Annotated in this window: 27 protein-coding genes; 10 read left to right on the top strand and 17 right to left on the bottom strand. The window is 58.9% G+C overall.

The genetic code is table 11. The features are described from left to right. Positions 1-6: 6 nt before the first annotated feature. The 17 genes from ATU_RS02235 to ATU_RS02155 form a co-directional block, all read right to left on the bottom strand. Positions 7-558 carry a phage baseplate assembly protein V gene (locus ATU_RS02235; protein ID WP_010970905.1) on the bottom strand — a complete coding sequence of 184 codons (552 nt, stop codon included), beginning with the start codon at positions 556-558 and terminating at the stop codon, positions 7-9. After that, a complete protein-coding gene (locus tag ATU_RS02230; RefSeq protein ID WP_010970904.1) occupies positions 558-1,304 on the bottom strand; it encodes a hypothetical protein in 747 nt (248 codons plus the stop codon). The genes ATU_RS02235 and ATU_RS02230 overlap by 1 nt, the downstream gene beginning before the upstream one ends. 11 nt (positions 1,305-1,315) lie before the next feature. Continuing rightward, positions 1,316-1,693 carry a hypothetical protein gene (locus ATU_RS02225; protein ID WP_035256189.1) on the bottom strand — a complete coding sequence of 126 codons (378 nt, stop codon included), beginning with the start codon at positions 1,691-1,693 and terminating at the stop codon, positions 1,316-1,318. Between the two features lies 1 nt (position 1,694). After that, complete coding sequence (locus ATU_RS02220; protein ID WP_035256187.1) at positions 1,695-2,018, bottom strand: DUF2190 family protein; 324 nt, start codon at positions 2,016-2,018, stop codon at positions 1,695-1,697. 76 nt (positions 2,019-2,094) lie between these two features. Continuing rightward, a complete protein-coding gene (locus ATU_RS02215) occupies positions 2,095-2,352 on the bottom strand; it encodes a phage terminase large subunit family protein (RefSeq protein ID WP_236762252.1) in 258 nt (85 codons plus the stop codon). Continuing rightward, positions 2,315-3,049, bottom strand: a complete 735-nt coding sequence (locus ATU_RS02210; RefSeq protein WP_162180292.1) for a MerR family transcriptional regulator — start codon at positions 3,047-3,049, stop codon at positions 2,315-2,317. Before ATU_RS02210 ends, ATU_RS02215 begins: the two co-directional genes overlap by 38 nt. Positions 3,050-3,209: 160 nt before the next feature. Beyond that, complete coding sequence (locus ATU_RS02205) at positions 3,210-3,779, bottom strand: hypothetical protein (RefSeq protein WP_010972632.1); 570 nt, start codon at positions 3,777-3,779, stop codon at positions 3,210-3,212. A gap of 244 nt (positions 3,780-4,023) precedes the next feature. Next, the gene (nusG, locus tag ATU_RS02200) at positions 4,024-4,710 is read right to left on the bottom strand and encodes a transcription termination/antitermination protein NusG (protein WP_035256184.1); all 687 of its coding nucleotides are present in this window, start codon (positions 4,708-4,710) and stop codon (positions 4,024-4,026) included. Further along, a complete protein-coding gene (locus ATU_RS02195) occupies positions 4,700-5,920 on the bottom strand; it encodes a helix-turn-helix domain-containing protein (protein ID WP_010970901.1) in 1,221 nt (406 codons plus the stop codon). The genes nusG and ATU_RS02195 overlap by 11 nt, the downstream gene beginning before the upstream one ends. Further along, entirely contained in the window at positions 5,920-6,213 is a 294-nt protein-coding gene (locus ATU_RS02190; RefSeq protein WP_010970900.1) for a hypothetical protein, read from the bottom strand. The genes ATU_RS02195 and ATU_RS02190 overlap by 1 nt, the downstream gene beginning before the upstream one ends. Next, positions 6,210-6,851, bottom strand: a complete 642-nt coding sequence (locus tag ATU_RS02185) for a hypothetical protein (protein ID WP_035256182.1) — start codon at positions 6,849-6,851, stop codon at positions 6,210-6,212. The genes ATU_RS02190 and ATU_RS02185 overlap by 4 nt, the downstream gene beginning before the upstream one ends. Next, positions 6,848-7,399 carry a hypothetical protein gene (locus ATU_RS02180; RefSeq protein WP_010972614.1) on the bottom strand — a complete coding sequence of 184 codons (552 nt, stop codon included), beginning with the start codon at positions 7,397-7,399 and terminating at the stop codon, positions 6,848-6,850. The genes ATU_RS02185 and ATU_RS02180 overlap by 4 nt, the downstream gene beginning before the upstream one ends. Before the next feature lie 3 nt (positions 7,400-7,402). After that, positions 7,403-7,561 (bottom strand): hypothetical protein, encoded by a 159-nt coding sequence (locus tag ATU_RS02175; RefSeq protein ID WP_155276034.1) that lies wholly within the window; start codon positions 7,559-7,561, stop codon positions 7,403-7,405. Beyond that, complete coding sequence (locus ATU_RS02170; protein ID WP_035256180.1) at positions 7,558-8,943, bottom strand: class I SAM-dependent methyltransferase; 1,386 nt, start codon at positions 8,941-8,943, stop codon at positions 7,558-7,560. The genes ATU_RS02175 and ATU_RS02170 overlap by 4 nt, the downstream gene beginning before the upstream one ends. Beyond that, complete coding sequence (locus ATU_RS02165; RefSeq protein ID WP_035256178.1) at positions 8,943-9,194, bottom strand: hypothetical protein; 252 nt, start codon at positions 9,192-9,194, stop codon at positions 8,943-8,945. The genes ATU_RS02170 and ATU_RS02165 overlap by 1 nt, the downstream gene beginning before the upstream one ends. Then, positions 9,191-9,688: a hypothetical protein gene (locus ATU_RS02160; protein WP_010970897.1), complete on the bottom strand. Its 498-nt coding sequence runs from the start codon at positions 9,686-9,688 to the stop codon at positions 9,191-9,193. The genes ATU_RS02165 and ATU_RS02160 overlap by 4 nt, the downstream gene beginning before the upstream one ends. Positions 9,689-9,897: 209 nt before the next feature. Further along, positions 9,898-10,206 (bottom strand): Cro/CI family transcriptional regulator, encoded by a 309-nt coding sequence (locus ATU_RS02155; protein WP_162180289.1) that lies wholly within the window; start codon positions 10,204-10,206, stop codon positions 9,898-9,900. Here ATU_RS02155 and ATU_RS02150 point away from each other — a divergent pair. The 10 genes from ATU_RS02150 to ATU_RS02105 all read left to right on the top strand — a co-directional run bounded on the left by ATU_RS02150 (position 10,205) and on the right by ATU_RS02105 (position 15,485). Continuing rightward, positions 10,205-10,900, top strand: a complete 696-nt coding sequence (locus tag ATU_RS02150; RefSeq protein WP_010970895.1) for an XRE family transcriptional regulator — start codon at positions 10,205-10,207, stop codon at positions 10,898-10,900. The two genes, ATU_RS02155 and ATU_RS02150, sit on opposite strands and share 2 nt — an antisense overlap. A gap of 498 nt (positions 10,901-11,398) precedes the next feature. Further along, positions 11,399-11,821 carry a tellurite resistance TerB family protein gene (locus ATU_RS02145; RefSeq protein WP_010972631.1) on the top strand — a complete coding sequence of 141 codons (423 nt, stop codon included), beginning with the start codon at positions 11,399-11,401 and terminating at the stop codon, positions 11,819-11,821. A 2-nt stretch (positions 11,822-11,823) separates the two neighbouring features. Beyond that, positions 11,824-11,970 carry a hypothetical protein gene (locus ATU_RS02140; RefSeq protein ID WP_155276033.1) on the top strand — a complete coding sequence of 49 codons (147 nt, stop codon included), beginning with the start codon at positions 11,824-11,826 and terminating at the stop codon, positions 11,968-11,970. A gap of 57 nt (positions 11,971-12,027) precedes the next feature. Continuing rightward, the gene (locus ATU_RS02135; RefSeq protein WP_035256176.1) at positions 12,028-12,219 is read left to right on the top strand and encodes a hypothetical protein; all 192 of its coding nucleotides are present in this window, start codon (positions 12,028-12,030) and stop codon (positions 12,217-12,219) included. Positions 12,220-12,274: 55 nt separating this feature from the next. Beyond that, positions 12,275-12,586, top strand: a complete 312-nt coding sequence (locus ATU_RS02130) for a hypothetical protein (protein WP_035256174.1) — start codon at positions 12,275-12,277, stop codon at positions 12,584-12,586. A gap of 59 nt (positions 12,587-12,645) precedes the next feature. Then, the gene (locus ATU_RS02125) at positions 12,646-12,846 is read left to right on the top strand and encodes a hypothetical protein (RefSeq protein WP_142794440.1); all 201 of its coding nucleotides are present in this window, start codon (positions 12,646-12,648) and stop codon (positions 12,844-12,846) included. A gap of 30 nt (positions 12,847-12,876) precedes the next feature. Continuing rightward, complete coding sequence (locus ATU_RS02120; RefSeq protein WP_035256169.1) at positions 12,877-13,209, top strand: hypothetical protein; 333 nt, start codon at positions 12,877-12,879, stop codon at positions 13,207-13,209. Positions 13,210-13,268: 59 nt separating this feature from the next. Then, a complete protein-coding gene (locus ATU_RS02115) occupies positions 13,269-14,174 on the top strand; it encodes a YfdQ family protein (protein WP_010972629.1) in 906 nt (301 codons plus the stop codon). 128 nt (positions 14,175-14,302) lie between these two features. Then, positions 14,303-14,470, top strand: a complete 168-nt coding sequence (locus ATU_RS02110) for a hypothetical protein (protein WP_161597236.1) — start codon at positions 14,303-14,305, stop codon at positions 14,468-14,470. Continuing rightward, positions 14,457-15,485 (top strand): tyrosine-type recombinase/integrase, encoded by a 1,029-nt coding sequence (locus ATU_RS02105; RefSeq protein ID WP_010970894.1) that lies wholly within the window; start codon positions 14,457-14,459, stop codon positions 15,483-15,485. Before ATU_RS02110 ends, ATU_RS02105 begins: the two co-directional genes overlap by 14 nt. Position 15,486: the final 1 nt, after the last annotated feature.

Here is a 15,486-nt window from a genome sequence, read left to right as displayed (position 1 = left end):
CGTTCCTCAGTCCACCGCGAAGACGTGTTCCGAGCCTTCGACAATCGGCCACTTGCCCGATGAAGAACCGGACATGACATGTACAAGGTCGCCGATCCGGGCGACACGCTTGCCGCCGTCGCCGCCGAGCTGCACGTTCGGCGATTCAACAATCACCTTTGGCGACGTGACTTTCGCCTGTCCCGCTGATGCTTCAATGACGGTATCGCCGATCTTGATATGAAACGGCGTGTCACTGTTCTCGCGCGCGTTGTCGTCGCTATAGGTGGAAAAATCTATCTGGGCATCGGTCATTTCGCCGTTTTCGGAAACAACATCCACCTGTTCGCCGACGCTGTAGAGGACATCAACCTTGACGCCACCGGCAGCAAGCGTCCGCGCCTTGATCCAAGGTGTCAGATAGGGCTTTCCCGCCTGTTCGGACAGCTTCACGCGGTACTTGGATTTGTCGTCGCTGACTTCCGCAATCGTACCCTTGCGCCGCCGGTTGCGGTTCCGGCGCTCAAGTTCGGCCATCCGTACATAAAGGTCCGTGATCTGGTCCACCAAACTGGCCATCAGGGCGACCCCTCGTAAGGTGTGATCAACATGGCGTCGGCCTCGTCATAGATAAGACCGTAGCGCCGCATGGCCGTCTGCAATTCGTTGGCATCGCCTGAAAGCTGCGCTCGAATAAGGGCGATCTTTTCCGCCATGGACGGATCATTCGGAGCAAGATCACTTTCGCACTTCGCAACGAATTTGGCGAAAGGAGAGCCGGGATTGAGCGGTTGCCCGCACAACGGTTCGGCCACCATATTGGCAGTGATTTTCAGTTGGTGCGCAGCAAGCCGCACGCCGTTCGTATCGCCGCTGATGCGCGAGCGCGATGCGGATTGAAACGACGAACAGAGAGAGCGGAAGATTTCCGCCCATTCGTTCTCCGAGTCATTGAGAGCATCGCCGGTCTGACGAAGCGCCATATCAAGGTGAAACTCAAACGTCGCGTCGGTCGCGGGCATTCCGAGAATAACGCTTTCGTCCGTCTCGGTATCGGTGACGGCGTGCGCCGTGGTCACGCCAGCTTCAAAAACGATATCGAGTTGCCCCGGCGATGCCAGCGAGCGAAGCTCAAGGCCCTCTATCAATTTCGAGCCGTCCGTGTAGACGGAGATGAAAGGCTTATCTTTATCCGTCCGCAAGGAGCCATCGGCAGCGATATCAAGCACGCCGATTTCGCTGTCCAGCACGTTGGAACCGACAACCGTGTTTCCCTTGATCGCCTCCACGGCGCAGATGCGGGCAGCAAACCGGATGAAGGACATGGAGGAGGCTCCTAAATCTCTTTCAGGGCGACAGCGATAAGGTTGCTATGCCGGTCGCTGACAAAATCAACCGACCAAGCCGGTTCGCCAGCCCGGTCCATCGCGCGCACCCGGTCACCGGATTGAAGCACCGGGCCTTGGTATGTCGAGCGATCAATGAACAGAACGGCATCCGCCGCAGCGAAGCGAACGCGATGAGGGCCGCTGACGGCATTGCCTGCCGGTCGCGTTGTGTCGTCTTCCGTGTGAAGGGCCTCGCAGCGGATGACGATCTGCGGGCGGTCCGGGGCCGCCCTGCCGTTCGACATGAACGACAAGCGGACCGTTTCGCCAAAAGCGCCGCCAACCTTCCGGTCAACGGCGGCTTCCAGTTTTCGCCAGTCCACCATCTTACTGATGCAAGATGAGGTCGCCGGTCGCCGACGGATTGGCGGCGACGGCGGCGGCGTAACCGACCTTGGTATTTGCGCCAGCATTATCGGCGGTGGTCAGCTTGGTACCATCCCAATAAAGGACTGCGCCTTCGGCCCATGCCTGCGCGTTCGTCTTGGGCAGGGCGAAAATGCCCGAGCGGGAAATATTGACGCGCTGACCAGCCTTGGCGGAAAACTCCGCTACGCCGAACAGCTTGCCAACAAGAACGCCGTCGCCGGAATTGACATCGGCGGGCGCGGTGACTTCCACCGTGTCGGCGGGGCCTCGATAGTTTTTCATGGTGATCTTCCTTGCGATCAACGTGACGAAGAAAGGGAGAGCCGGGCGGCTCCCCCAACGAAGTCAGGCAGGCGGCTTACGCTTGGCCGGGGTTGTGATAGCCGAAGCGGAAATCGGTCGCACCGCAACCGAAGTCGTGTTCCACCGACATGCTGAAGCCGACGCGGACCGGCTTGACCAGCGTTACCCGCTCAATCGCGCTATCGCCAATGGCGTCGGCGATTTCACGCTGCGGGGGCCACAGCCGAACCTTGCCGGTCAGCGATGAAACGCCCTCCGGCAAATGGACGGTATGTTCAATCCAATCCGACAGCCGAAGTTTCGGCGGCGGCAACAGGCTGTCCCATACCGCTCGCCGCAATGTCGCCAGCGCCGTTGTCATCGTCCTCGTCACCAAGTTCGGTAAGCGCCGACCGGATTTCTTCACCGATCAGGTCCACATCGTAGGTCGTGAGATGCGGGAGCATCTGCCGACAGCGCGAAGGCACAGACAGAACGGCGTTGCGGATGCGTCGGCCTATCGAAACCCATTCGTTGCGCACGTCTGTCATCGAAATCAGTTCGCCGCGCATGGCTGCGTTTTTCATGGCCGTCTGGTCGGCCTGTTCGCGCGCCAGTCGGGCGCGTTCAGCAGTCAGAACATCCGCGCCGTCACCGCCACGACCGGCGGCAACACCACGCAAATGCTCACAGTAAAGCTGGATGGACTGGCGAAGATCGAAGCGATTCCGTTCTGTCTTCACCACGATTCCACGCTCTACGAAATCAGATACCGCCCGCTTCGAAACCTTCAGCAGTTCCGCCAGTTCGGACGCGGTGATTTCGATATCGAGCGAGGGCTTTTCCGGTTCGGCAGGTGCTGTTTCGTTAAGCAGCGGGAGGCTTTCGCCAGCTTCCGCATGTTTCTTGTGCGATTTGGCCGCGAAACTCGGGCTGACGTTGAACTTTGCCGCCGCTTCCCGAACCGTATGGCCCTCGTCCATGAAGGCCACAACCTGTTCACGCAACTCGTCAGGATAGCTCTTTGCCATCTGATTCCGATTCCACTGAAAGGGCGGTGGAACCCCCCTATAATTTTCTTCACAGAGCGAAATCCCGCAGTCGCCCACACCCGCTACTTGGCCTCTTTTGGGGGAGGACCCGACCGAGGGGGGTATGGGGCGGGTCAAGGGCGAGGGTCGGGGTGGCCAGTCAGGGGACCAGCTTGGCAAGGGCGGCTTCGACCCGCTCTTTCAGCAAGGGCGCTGCAATGCGCTGGAATGCTGCGGCTGTCGCACCGCTGGTCATTTCCTTCGGGATGAAGACCCCCGAGCGGGCGAAGGTGATCTTCGTGCCGGAGCGGTTGAGCCGGTAATAGGCATGGCCGTTAAACTGCGCCACCAGCTTACGGTCGGGGAACTGTCCACCACGCAGGAACGCGCCGGGATAGAGCATCGGCTTGCCGAATGGTCGCGCCACGACGCCGGCTTCGGTTTCCTTCGGGCGCAGATATTTAAGGCGAATGTTGCCGCCCCGCGTGGTCATGTCATAGACGAACCGGCCCGGCTTTGCGGTTGCCGGATTGCCGATGGCCTTTACGATGGTGGCGCGCGGCAATCCCGTCTGTTTCGTCAATTCGCGGATGACAACGGTTTTCGTCCTGTTGCCGACCTGATTGACGATGCGCGGCAGAACTGTCGGGAAGCGCCGTTTGAGTTCCGCTATACGGTCGCCGTACTCCGCAAGATTGCGGTCGGCCCATTTCATGGACAGAACAGCCATCGTCAGATTTTCCCGGAAGTTGCCTACACCCTATGCAAACGAAAAAGGCGACCGGGTTAGGGTCGCCTTTGCTCAAGTCCGCCGATGATATAGCTGTCGCACTGGCCTTGAATCGGTCTCTCTGGCGAGAGGGTCAAGACAGGGTCCGCCCCGGCTTACCAGCGTGGAGGTTTTGGAACCCCACTCGCCGGTCGAAACCGGCGCGCCTGCACAGGATCAGCAGATCATCCTGCGCTATGCATAGTCACAACTGTTCGAGCAATGCAAGAGGGGCTTCGATGGTCGAAACCTTGCCGAACACGTCCACCGCCACCACAGCGCCGGTAGCAACGCGCTCGCCGTCAACGGCCCGATCCTTGCGCAATTTCAGGATGTTGCCGCCGAAACTCGCGAAGGGGCCAAGCACGAAACGAACCTTATCGCCGCGCTTGAACTGTTCGCAGTGCTTCACGTCAGGCGCAGTCTCGTCATCGCCGAAAGCCTTGAAACGATTCATTTCCTCGTCTGATACACGATGAGGGTGAACCATCCCGCCAACGAAGCCCGCGACACCTTCCAGCCGGGCAATACCGCAGACTGCGGCGGGAGAATAGACGATGTTGACCAGTACATATCCCGGCAGAAGAGGACGCGAGACAGCAGGGATAATGCGACCGCGAACGACCGTTTCACCGATGGTTTCGAGCGGGAGAAAAACTTTCACGCCAGCTTTCCGAAGGGCGTCTTCAACAGCTTTTTCCGCCTTATGCTTCGTCTCCACCACGAACCATTCGTGTTTCCCCGGCTGATTCTCCGCCGCCATAGAAAGCATTGTGACGTTGAGTCGCTTCGTGTTCTGCATCTGGTCGAACAGAGACGCAAAACGCGACAGGTCATAAAGCTCCGGGTTGACCGGCTTGCTGGCGGCATAAATCTTCACGTTATGCATCATTGTTGCGTCCCTCGCTGATGGTGGAAAGAAATTTGGAAAGCGCGGCATCAACCGCCGCTTCAAGATCGTCAGCCCCGTCATCGACCGGGGGGAAGTAGACCCATTCGGGCGGATGTTCGATGAAAGGCCAGCCGTTGCGCTCATGCAGGTGCTTCCAAGCCGCGAACACATCGCTGTCGCGGTGCACCTGCCGGAAGCCCTGCACCAAGGGGAGAAGCGAGAGCGAGGTGTTGAAAGGCTCGCGGCGACGGGCGAGGTCTCGCATGGTGTTGACGAGTGGCCAGCCATTGTCACGGCGCTTTTCGAACATAAGCTGTTCGCGGGAAATCATGCCCTTGGCGATACGGGTTTCGTCAAAGCTGGTCACATACAGCAGGCCGGTCGGCTCTTTCGACAACGCCTCAAAACGCGTTCCCATCCAGAGCTTGCCGCAAACCTTGGCAATGCCATGGGCGTTGATCGGCTCCGCAAGAACATGTTCCGGCAGGTCGCGCCAGTGACGGTTTTTGAGGTAGACCGCTGCGGCCATCAGATCGGCAGGCTTGGCCCAACGAAGATAGGCAGGCGTCCGCTCCACGCACTCGGTCCGATCTTCCGGGGAAAGAGCGAACCACGCGTTGCGGGCATATTCGACATCACCCTTTTTCCACATCGCGAACCACAGCGTGAAAGCGTGCTCTATCTTTTTTCGATCAACCTTTTTCAAAACTCCCTCTTCCGCGCCAGCGGCTGGAGAGTTTTCTGGAATGTTAGTTGGAAGATTCTTATCTTGGTGGAACTCCTCCACCACCTTCCGGTCGTCATTTCCACCACCTTCGGGAACGATTTCCACCGCCTTGGCGACGGAACGCGGTGGAGGATTTCCACCGCCTTCGTTATCTTCGGTGCTGGCGGCATTGCCGGAAAGGTCGCGCCCCGGCCAGCGCGCAACATATTCGTTCCGCTTCCATTTCTGGCCGCGAAATCCGTGTTGCGTGACGACAATCCAACCGCTTTCTTCGGCGATTTCGAGGTGTTTCAGGACGGTTTTCTTGTCGAGGCCCGTCAGGTCCACCAGTTCCGAAATCGGCGGATAGCAGGAACCACCGGTCGCATCCATTTTCAGGCCAAGCGTATGCAGCACAAGGCGCGTGATCGGCGGAAGGCCGGATTTACCGACCGCGTGACGCCATGACCATGCGCGCGACATTGCGCCGTGATCCGGTTCCATCACTGTGCACCGCCTTTCCGCACCACGTCGCGCAGGAATGAGCGCACAGCATGGACGCCGAGAACAACCGTATGCGGCAATCCGCCATCCGGCAGGCGTGTGGCGTTGATGGCTGCAAATTCTACGTCCAGCGCGTCCACGCCGAGCGTGAAATGCGCCTCCTGCAAAACCCGGCGGATAGTGGTGTGGTCGCGGTAGATGACGCCCTGCGGCGCGCGCAAAAGCCAGTCCGCGCGCGCCGCGTCCGTCTGGCAGTCCGCCAGAATTTCAACGATGGGCATGAGGTCGGTCATCGGCTGATTTCCCGCTCAACCTTGCGCGCGAGAACGCGGTAGCTGTCCATCGCCTTGCAAAGATCGCCATGCGCCCGGCGCTGGTCAGCAGCGGCTTTTTCGGCGCGCGCGGTCGCTTCCTCGCAGGCAAGGAACGCACCTTCCACCAGCTTCGTCTCTTTCAAGAACTCGTCATAAAGCGGGTTCGAGCCAGCCGGGCCGAAGAACTGGTCGCGGACCTGCGCCACCCAATCGCGCGGCACGCCCAAATCCTTTGCCACGGCAGAATCCGTCCAGGGGGATTTATAGGCGTCCTTGGCGTAAACCTCGTCCAGCTTGTCATTGATAATGCGCCGGTCCTCGCGGCTCATTTCACGGGGCTTGTCTGCAATCGTCGCTACCGTGTCCACCATGGCTTTTTGTCCTTTACGCTTGGCAGGGGCGGCGTGGATCGGGCAGAAATCCTTGCGCGGATTGCCGCCGACCACCCATCCCTTGTTCTGGAAATGTTGTGTTGCCGCGATTGGCGGCTTGCGATTGACCCCGGTTTGATGCGGGAAATAGGCGACAGCACCGCAGCAGGCGCATGTGATCTGCATGGCCTTCGTGGACTTGTCGCCGTAGGGGATGGAAACTTCTGGAAAGATGCGGTCGCTCACCGGGAACTCCCTCTTTTCCACGCTTCGAAGTCCTTCCGAAAATGAAGGAAGGCGGCTTGCGCGCGCGGGTCGTTGTCGATTTCTTTTTTGCTGGAAATGGCGAGGATGCTTTTCAAACGCGTGTGGGCCTGCGCCTTGTCGCGCACCGGCCCGCCCGCGCCCTTGATTTCAAGGAAGCGCTGGAAGGTGCGGTCTGAAAGCAGGATTGCAGCCTGCGCCGCGTACTTTTTCCGCACGGCGGCGGTTTGCTGCGCCTCCAGCTGCTTTTTCAGGTTCCGAACGGCATCAGACGCCCGACCGATAAGGCCCAAGAGAAAGGCGAGATTTTCCGCCGCCCCGCAAATCAGGTCGCGTTCGTCCGGCAGGGCGTCGGCATGCAGCGTGCAGATAAGCGCCTCATCACCCGTCGAACGGCGGGCGATGACTGCGATATTGTTCCCGCGTGGCTCGAAAGCCCATACGTCGCCGTCGATGCGCGCCGAAAGGTAGCGGAGGCGATCAACGGCTTTTTGCTCGCGAGCGCGGGCAGGATCGACAAGCTTATTCATCGTTCAGCCCGCCATCATCGCCAGATACATCATGCTGGCACCGAGTGCGCCAACAGCGAAGCAGATCGACCCACTGACCAGATCAAGGCGGCATTCGTTGAAACGGACGCCCGCGCAAAGGCAGGTCAACAAACCGACTATGAAGAAAGCGATGGTCATCATGCCGCCTCGCTTTCCGCCGTGACGGCGGTTTCCTGCGGCTGGAAATCCTTCCAATCCACACGGCGGACCACGGTGGCGCTGCCGTAATTTCCGGACTCGTCACGCTCCCAAACAAACCACGCCGTATTCATGCGGCTGCTGGCTTTGTTTCCTTCCCATCCGTCGCGGTGCATCATCGGGAGACGGCGCTTGAAAACGTAGACGCGTGCGGGCGGGCAATCGTCCATAACGAAATTGCGGTCGTCGTCCGCGAACCCGCAGAGGAAATTCAGATTGAGCAAAAGCGCCATCTTGCGCGGCTGGTAAATCCGCAGGGCGTGGGCGACGAAGGCGTTCAGCACGTCGCCGTAGGGCGGATTGGTGACGATATCGTACGAACCCGGTTCGTCCGGCTGCGAGGTCAAGAAATCCTGCACCGCCTGCAATTCGCCGTTGCTATCCGCCGTACCGTAATCGTTGATATCGGCCAACACGACGCCGTAGTGAAACGCTTCCAGCATGCGCGAGATGGCACCGCGTCCGCAGGCGGGTTCCAGCACGCATGCGGAAAATTCTTCCAGCGCCAACAGCGTAAACATCGCTTCCGGCGGCGTCTCGTAGAGGTTCGCCCCGCGCTCTTCCTTCGTGGCGCTGGCCGTGCCGACCGCCGCACGAAGGTTAGCCTTCGTCGGTTCCAGCCCGGCGGCAAGACGCGCCTGAATTGCACGCTCTACAATGCCGGGTTCACGATGTTCCGCCGCAGCGAGCTTGCGGGCCTCAACAAGTTCCTTACTTGAGAGTCCCGTGTCAGCAACGAAAAAACCACTTCCATCGGAAGTGGTTTTCGGCCTGCCGCCGGAAGATGCAGTTCCCGCCGCTTTCGCCTCATCCCATTTGTCGGCAATGAGGATTTTCGCGCGGGCTTCGATCAAAAGCGCGTCGGCCTGCATGCGCCGAGCCTTGGCGACCAGCTTTTCGGTTGCGCCGATCTGTTCGGCGAATTGCGCGGCGGTCTTCGCCTGATTATAGGCGACCGATGCGACGATGCGGGCGTTCATAACGTCGCCTTCGTCCAGCAGCGCACGCGCCCGCTCTACCGTGGCGACCAATCCGGAAGCGTCCACGACCGGCACCACGGCGGTTTCCGTTTCGCGTTCCGGCATGTCGCCCGGCTCCGCAATGCCTTCCAGCATCGCCAGCATTTCGCGGGCGCGGTCGGTCGGGTAATAGGTCTTGGCGTCTTTCTTGTCCCGCGTCAGGTAACCGTTGCTGACGGACTTATTCGCGCTGATACCCTGCTGCTGCGATTCGACCGTCACTACACCATCGCGAACGGCTGTGGTAATGATCGCAAGAGCGTTCGGGCCGGGCTTGGGAAGCTTGACTTGCTTGTAAGGGGCCATCAGTGCGACCTCATCAAACGATCAAGGTACGCCTGCCCCAAGCCGGTAAGCTTCGCAGTCTCTCCATCGGCGGCAATGTGGAGATAGCCGCAGTTGCGGCATTCTTCGGCGACGATATGGTAAGCGAGGCCAAGAGCGGACAAATCCAACTTGCCGCCCTCGCATTTCACATGCCGCAAAAAGCCCCTTGCACGTTCGGACAAGGGGCGCTTCATCAGTTCGGTGATAGCCGGATCGGTCTGGCGCTTCATTCCGCACCCCCGACAACGCTAAGCCCGACCTTGTGACCGCCCTTGGCTTTCACACTGGCGAGCGCCTTGCGAAATGCGGCCAGACCGGCTCCCAGTTCCGCCGCGTCACGGTCCATTTTGGTCGCTTCGGCTGGCGTCACAACCATGTCGGCAATAGCAACTGCGCCGCCGGAAATCAGATCGCCAGCCTTGCGCACCATTTCGGAATAGGTGACGACGACGCACTGTTCGGCGGCGCGCTCATTTTCCGGGTCGGCCAGCCGCCGCCCGTTAAGTTCCGCCATCGCAGAGGTGACGACCGGCACGCCGCATTCGCTTTCCAGCGCATAGACAGCGTGCAGCGGCATCAATTCCGGGTCGGTCGCATTGTTCATGCGCCCGATGTGGCTTTTCGAGATCGAGGAAATTTCCGCAGCACGCTCGATACCGCCCACGAGGCGGATAAGGTCACGTTGCGCGGCTTTGATGCGGTGAAACCATGCGTTTGAAATCATGAGACAATACCTTTCCCGCGCCGGGAAAATCCCGGCGTTTTTCCCGTGGTGGGAATTGATTGGAGATGAGAGTTTCAGGGCGTCAGGAAGTTACGGAGGCCCACATGCAAAACGAGAGTTGCCCGCGCCGGGCGAGAAGAAGGAAAGCGCACCGGCGCGGGTCGCAGCAGGCCGGGAGGATTGGCCGCGCGAAACGGAAAAGACGCCGCTCATTCTGCGGCCTCCAACTCAGCGGGTCCGAACACGTCCGCGCGCTGAATATGGCGGGAAACACCGAAGGCTTTTTCGAGCTTAAGGACATGCTCTGGCGGAATTGCCTTCCACTGCGCCACCGCTTGCGGGGTTACCCCAATCGCGCGCGCAATCGCGCTAGCGCCGCCTGCGGCACCTTTTACTGCGATTAACCCATTCTGATTGAGGTTCGTTTCCATGAGCGCGATTAAAAGCACAGCTTTAAAATCGATGCAAGCTATACTTAAATGGACGAAAGATGAAAGTTCCCCTTTCATCGCGGCCATGGATCACATCGAACTTAGAAAAAAAATTGGCCAAGCCATTAGAACCGCACGTATTCGGCGCGGCTTGGTTATGCGCGATCTAGCCGAAGCGGGTGGCGTCAGCACTGGCGCAGTCGGCAACTGGGAACGCGGCGCGAATGCTATTGCCATGGAGCATCTGCAAGCCATCTCGCAAAAGCTGCGAATCGATCCTGTTGCGCTCAGCAACGGTTCGCTGCGGTATCTTGATGAAGAGGAAGCCCTCGCCGACGCCGAACAGGTCACAGATTTCGGACCTGCGCCGACAGGCCCTATGGACGTTGAGGTCTTGGGGGTAGCTGTCGGCGGAGATGACGGAGATTTCACCTTGAACGGCGAAGTGTCCGGGTATGTTCGAAGACCCCCAGGAATTGCGCATCTTAGGAAAGTCTTCGCACTCCACGTACTCAGTGACAGCATGATTCCAAGATACGACCCCGGCGAACTCATCTATGTCGGCGGGCGCGAGGCTGTAGCAGGGGATCACGTGGTTATTGAAATGTTCCCAGACGAGGGCGCGACAGTCGGCAAGGCATATGTGAAGAAGCTCAAAGGGCGGACGAAGGGCGCTATAGTCTGCGAACAATACAATCCGCCAAAGGAACTACAGTTTGACCAGTATGCCATCAAGAACATGTGGCGCATCATCCCGCTTCGCGAACTGCTTGGCTATTAATGCGCCAAGCCTCCGCCCGGATGCGGTCCGTTTCAAACGAAAATGCTGCTTGGATCGAAATATTTCGGCCATCCGATCCTTCTGATTGGCAGGCTGAGCAAACCAATCGACTGCCCAATTCCGCAATCTGCGTAGATGGGGTCACCCCGCGCAATCGGTAAAGTTCCTGCGGCTTCCGCCAGCGCATACGGCCACAATCCCCACACTCAATAGAAAGCGAAAGCACTTGGTTTAGTGTCGCACCGGCACCCGATTGCATCCTTTTCTCTCCGTTTGTTCTCTTTGTGTTCCAATAATTGATTCTTTTTCCGACCTTGTCGAATCGTTTTTTAGCGCTTTCATTTTAAAGTATGGCTTGCAAGCATTTTAAAGCTGTGCTTACTATCGCCGCCATCCGAGCCGCTAAACCTCTCTGCGGCGCGGCAGACTGCCGGGCGGCGCACCCTCGAAATGTGAACATGCCGCCCGGCTCCCTCAACGAAAGAAGGATGAAGCCTTATGCTTGCAATGTTCAAAAGCCTCGTCGGAGACAAGGCAAAGAAGTTTTCCGGCAAGACCGATTTTCTGGAAGCGGTTTGCGCCGCGTCCGCCCTCGTCGCCACCGCTGACGGCGAGCTTGACGATAAGGAGCTTCTGGCCGCCGTCGCCGCCGTGAAGTCCAACGCCGCCCTTTCTGGCGCGTTCGATGCCCGCGCCATCGAAACGACGATGGACAAAATGTGCAGCCGCGCCGTGGGCCGCGTTGGCAAGGCCGGTCTTTTCAAGGAAATCGAAGACATCAAGGCCGACCACGACATGAGCGAAACCGTGCTTCTGGTCGCGCTGGACGTGGCGGACAGTGGCGGCATTTCCGACGACGAAAAAGCAGTGCTTGCGAAAATCGCGTCCACTGTTGAGCTTGATCTGGCCAAGTACCTCTAACCATGGCGACCGCGAAGAATATCGCCTTGGCAACGGCGGCGGGCCTTCTCGTTACGATGCAGGCCCTCTTCTTTTCCTTCGCCATGGACCTCGTTTCCAGCGTCCTGCTGGTCGCAATCGGCTTCGTCGCAGGCCGCTTGTCCCGCTGAAAAGCCCTCCTGAGCATGAGGAAAAAGGCTCGCCCCACCCAATCAGGAGATACCGGAATGCGCATTAATACCGTGAACGACACCGAACTGACGCAGGCAATGGCGGACGCCATCCAGCGCGTGGGCGAAGGCTGCACGAAAGCCGACCTTCGGGAATGGTTCACCGCTGACGAAATCCACCGCTGCGGCGATGCAGCTATTGCCCGCTTCCATGACATGCGCGTTCAGGACGCACGCGAGGCCGCCTGATGCCGTTCGGCGATGGCCTTCGGGCCATCATCCAACCGCATCACCGGAGAGCAAAATGGATACCGATGTAAAGAAGATTCGGCAGCGCGCCTTGTATCTGCGTCATTGTGCAGAAGTCGCGGAACGCAACTTTGTCCCACCGACCATCACCGAAGATGAAGATGAGGACGAAACTCCGAAGCCGTTGCATGCGCGCCTGCGCGAAGCTGCGAACGAGGCGATTGCGGCGGCAAGCGCCCTCGAAATGGCGAATGACCTTTGGCAGTACGCCGACGAGTTGAACCGCGCCACAATGGACGAAGCCAAGAAGCTCGATTGGTACGACGACGCCTTCACAGGCTTCTGTGACGGCATGGCCGCAGCCTGAAACGTCCGCTCCGGTTTCCGCCTCCCGCGAGGCGGTTTCCCGAACGGATGGAGGTAGCTTTGATCCAGATTTCCCCGATGTACCCGCTTAACCGCCAGCAGCTTGGCACATTCCGCAAGGAACGCGAGCAACCCTATTGCCGCTTCTTTCTGGCCTGCGTCGCTGCGGTTCTCATCCTTTCGATCATCGGCGGCGCGGCGCTTTGCGCCACCCGGCTCGCCGAAATCGAACGCTATCACGCCGCCGCCGCGCGCGTGTGACCTTCCTCCAAACCACAAGGAACCATCCGCATGAAGAAAATACACGATGCCTCCACCATCATCGGCATGCTGGAAAACGGGCAGCTAAACCCCGCCTTTTCCGCCGAGATCGGCCAGACGCTGGAAAAGCTTTCGGACATGTCCGAAGCCAACCCCATGCAGAGCTTCAAGGGTTCAGTGACCTTGAAACTGTCCCTGTCCGTCAAGGACGGCATGGTGACGATTGCCGCCGACATGGAATCCAAGACCCCGAAGCTGCCGCGCAAGAATTCGGTCTTTTGGGTTGTCGAAGACGGCGCGCTTTCGACCGAGCATCCCCGCCAGCACGACATGTTCACGCCGCGCGAAGTCTCCGCAAGCTGATTTCCCAACTTTAGCAACCGCGACCGGCCAGTGACCGGCGCACCAACAGAGGAACTGAAATGGACCAACTCACCCAAACCGCCGTCGCCGAAATCGCAAAGCTCGCGGCTTTGACCAACGCCGCGATTGTGCAGGTTCCGGCACCTGCCGACGCCAAGGGCATTCCCTCCACCGTCCCGGCGCTGCTGGACCCGACCAGCGGCAGGCTGGCGGACGTGTCCGCGATCTTCGCACCGTGGCGCACCCGCCCGGAGCGCAAGCAGGGCACCGCCTATGCCGAGACGCTGGAATCCTTCGTCCAGCTTGTCGAGCGCCACCAGACGGAAAACAGCGTCATCTTTGCGGTGACGGACTGGCGCGACCCCACGTTCACCGCCGTCATCGACTATCACGGCGACGACCCGGACAACGGCAAGCACCGCGTGCACTATGCGTTCCCGCTTTCCGAAGAATGGAAAGCTTGGCAGAGCATCAATGGCAAGGCCCTGACGCAGAACGAGTTTGCGGAATTCATCGAAGACCATATCGCCGAACTGGCCTCGCCGGACTCTGACGAGGTGAAAGACCTCGAATTGCTGTTCAAGGCCAAAGTGGCCTATCCGAATGAACTGGTAGTGCTGTCGCAGGGCTTGCAGATCAACGCCGAAACCCGCGTCAAGACGGCTGTGAAATTGCAAACCGGTGAAAGCCAGATCGTTTTCGAGGAAGACCACAAGAACGCCAACGGCGACCCGATCACCGTGCCGGGCGTCTTCGTCCTCAATATCGCGCCGTTTTTCCAGGGTGAAAGCATTCGCTTGCCCGTGCGCCTGCGCTACCGCCTTCGCGAAGGCAAGCTTTCGTGGACCTGCATGCTTTACCGGCCCGATACCCACATCACCAAGGCCGTGACCTTCGCCCTGCACGAAACCGCCGCAGAACTTGGCCTGCCGAAGTTCGCGGGCAAGCCGGAAATGTCGGCCTGATTTCAGCCAAAGCGCGGGCGGGTGTCGCCCGCGCTCGCAATCAAAGTCACTGAGAACGGTACAACATGACCGCCGCCATACCAGCCGCTCACAGAAAACAACGTCGCCCTACCCTCCGAGTTCGCGACGTGACCGCTACGCTTGAGGCCTTGAAAAAGAACGGCATGACGCCGACCGCGCTGGACACATTGCCAGACGGCACATTTCGATGGCATTTTACGCCTCCGGCACAGAACGACGAAGACGATTTGGACCGCGAACTTGCGGAGTTTGATAAGAAGCATGGTTACAGTTGAGCTAAAGGGCATCCACACCGTAAAGGCCAAGGGCAATGTTTACTATTACGCTTGGCGCGGTGGCCCAAGGCTCGACGGCCACCCGGGAACGGCTGCTTTCATGGCATCCTATAACGAAGCCATTGCAAACCGCATGGAACCGGAAAGCGGACGCTTCCGCTCAATCATCACCCACTACAAAGCAACAGAGTTTAAGAAGCTCGCCGATTCGACGAAGCGCGTGTGGTCGCCTTGGATTGATCGCATTTCCGAACACTTCGGTAATCTGAGCATTGCGCAATTCAACCGCACTGACAAAATTCGCCCCCGCATCCGGCAATGGCGCGGCCAGTATAGCGACACACCCCGGGCTGCAGACACGGGCATGCAGGTTTTATCCCGCATCCTATCCCATGGCGTTGATCCGATGGGAAAGCTGAGTGCAAATCCAGCCGAAGGCATCAAGCATCTATATAGCTCCGACCGCTCAGAAATCATCTGGACGGACGCCGACATTGCGCAAGTCAAAGCAGAATGCTCTGACGAGGTGAAATGGGTGATTGACCTTGCCGCCCACACCGGCTTGCGCGTCAGCGATCTACTTAAGCTTTCATGGTCGCATGTCGGACCCGATGCCATCATAATTTCGACCGGCAAAAGTAGGCACAAGCGCGAAGCGATCATACCGCGTTATGATGCACTGAATGAAATTCTTGAGCGCATCCCAAAGCGCTCGCCCGTCATCCTTACCAGCTCCAAAAAGAAGCCATGGAAGCCTAGCGGATTGAATACGATGTTTTGGCGGGCGAAAGAGAAAGCGAAAATGCTCGAACGCGATCTCCACTTCCACGACCTACGAGGTACAGCCGCGACAAAATTCTATAACGCAGGCCTTTCGGTGCGCGTGATCGCCGAAATCATGGCGTGGGAGGAGGAGACAGTCGGAAAAATTATCCGCCGGTATGTGGGCCGCAATTCAGCGACATTGGAACATATCAACATGCTCAACAGTAAAAGCAAAGATAAATCTGGATGAT

Source organism: Agrobacterium fabrum str. C58 (assembly GCF_000092025.1).
Taxonomy (GTDB): Bacteria; Pseudomonadota; Alphaproteobacteria; order Rhizobiales; family Rhizobiaceae; genus Agrobacterium; species Agrobacterium fabrum.
This window is presented reverse-complemented; position numbering and strand designations above follow the sequence as displayed.

Excerpts from the sequence above, each read along its gene's own strand:
- ATU_RS02155 (WP_162180289.1), bottom strand. The coding sequence starts at position 10,206 with ATGGCCGCGATGAAAGGGGAACTTTCATCTTTCGTCCATTTAAGTATA.
- ATU_RS02150 (WP_010970895.1), top strand. The coding sequence starts at position 10,205 with ATGGATCACATCGAACTTAGAAAAAAAATTGGCCAAGCCATTAGAACC.
- ATU_RS02115 (WP_010972629.1), top strand. The coding sequence starts at position 13,269 with ATGGACCAACTCACCCAAACCGCCGTCGCCGAAATCGCAAAGCTCGCG.
- ATU_RS02170 (WP_035256180.1), bottom strand. The coding sequence starts at position 8,943 with ATGGCCCCTTACAAGCAAGTCAAGCTTCCCAAGCCCGGCCCGAACGCT.
- ATU_RS02180 (WP_010972614.1), bottom strand. The coding sequence starts at position 7,399 with ATGAATAAGCTTGTCGATCCTGCCCGCGCTCGCGAGCAAAAAGCCGTT.
- ATU_RS02230 (WP_010970904.1), bottom strand. The coding sequence starts at position 1,304 with ATGTCCTTCATCCGGTTTGCTGCCCGCATCTGCGCCGTGGAGGCGATC.
- nusG (WP_035256184.1), bottom strand. The coding sequence starts at position 4,710 with ATGATGCATAACGTGAAGATTTATGCCGCCAGCAAGCCGGTCAACCCG.
- ATU_RS02145 (WP_010972631.1), top strand. The coding sequence starts at position 11,399 with ATGCTTGCAATGTTCAAAAGCCTCGTCGGAGACAAGGCAAAGAAGTTT.
- ATU_RS02235 (WP_010970905.1), bottom strand. The coding sequence starts at position 558 with ATGGCCAGTTTGGTGGACCAGATCACGGACCTTTATGTACGGATGGCC.
- ATU_RS02225 (WP_035256189.1), bottom strand. The coding sequence starts at position 1,693 with ATGGTGGACTGGCGAAAACTGGAAGCCGCCGTTGACCGGAAGGTTGGC.
- ATU_RS02220 (WP_035256187.1), bottom strand. The coding sequence starts at position 2,018 with ATGAAAAACTATCGAGGCCCCGCCGACACGGTGGAAGTCACCGCGCCC.
- ATU_RS02105 (WP_010970894.1), top strand. The coding sequence starts at position 14,457 with ATGGTTACAGTTGAGCTAAAGGGCATCCACACCGTAAAGGCCAAGGGC.
- ATU_RS02160 (WP_010970897.1), bottom strand. The coding sequence starts at position 9,688 with ATGATTTCAAACGCATGGTTTCACCGCATCAAAGCCGCGCAACGTGAC.
- ATU_RS02195 (WP_010970901.1), bottom strand. The coding sequence starts at position 5,920 with ATGGAACCGGATCACGGCGCAATGTCGCGCGCATGGTCATGGCGTCAC.
- ATU_RS02205 (WP_010972632.1), bottom strand. The coding sequence starts at position 3,779 with ATGGCTGTTCTGTCCATGAAATGGGCCGACCGCAATCTTGCGGAGTAC.
- ATU_RS02120 (WP_035256169.1), top strand. The coding sequence starts at position 12,877 with ATGAAGAAAATACACGATGCCTCCACCATCATCGGCATGCTGGAAAAC.
- ATU_RS02175 (WP_155276034.1), bottom strand. The coding sequence starts at position 7,561 with ATGATGACCATCGCTTTCTTCATAGTCGGTTTGTTGACCTGCCTTTGC.
- ATU_RS02165 (WP_035256178.1), bottom strand. The coding sequence starts at position 9,194 with ATGAAGCGCCAGACCGATCCGGCTATCACCGAACTGATGAAGCGCCCC.
- ATU_RS02190 (WP_010970900.1), bottom strand. The coding sequence starts at position 6,213 with ATGACCGACCTCATGCCCATCGTTGAAATTCTGGCGGACTGCCAGACG.
- ATU_RS02140 (WP_155276033.1), top strand. The coding sequence starts at position 11,824 with ATGGCGACCGCGAAGAATATCGCCTTGGCAACGGCGGCGGGCCTTCTC.
- ATU_RS02135 (WP_035256176.1), top strand. The coding sequence starts at position 12,028 with ATGCGCATTAATACCGTGAACGACACCGAACTGACGCAGGCAATGGCG.
- ATU_RS02210 (WP_162180292.1), bottom strand. The coding sequence starts at position 3,049 with ATGGCAAAGAGCTATCCTGACGAGTTGCGTGAACAGGTTGTGGCCTTC.
- ATU_RS02130 (WP_035256174.1), top strand. The coding sequence starts at position 12,275 with ATGGATACCGATGTAAAGAAGATTCGGCAGCGCGCCTTGTATCTGCGT.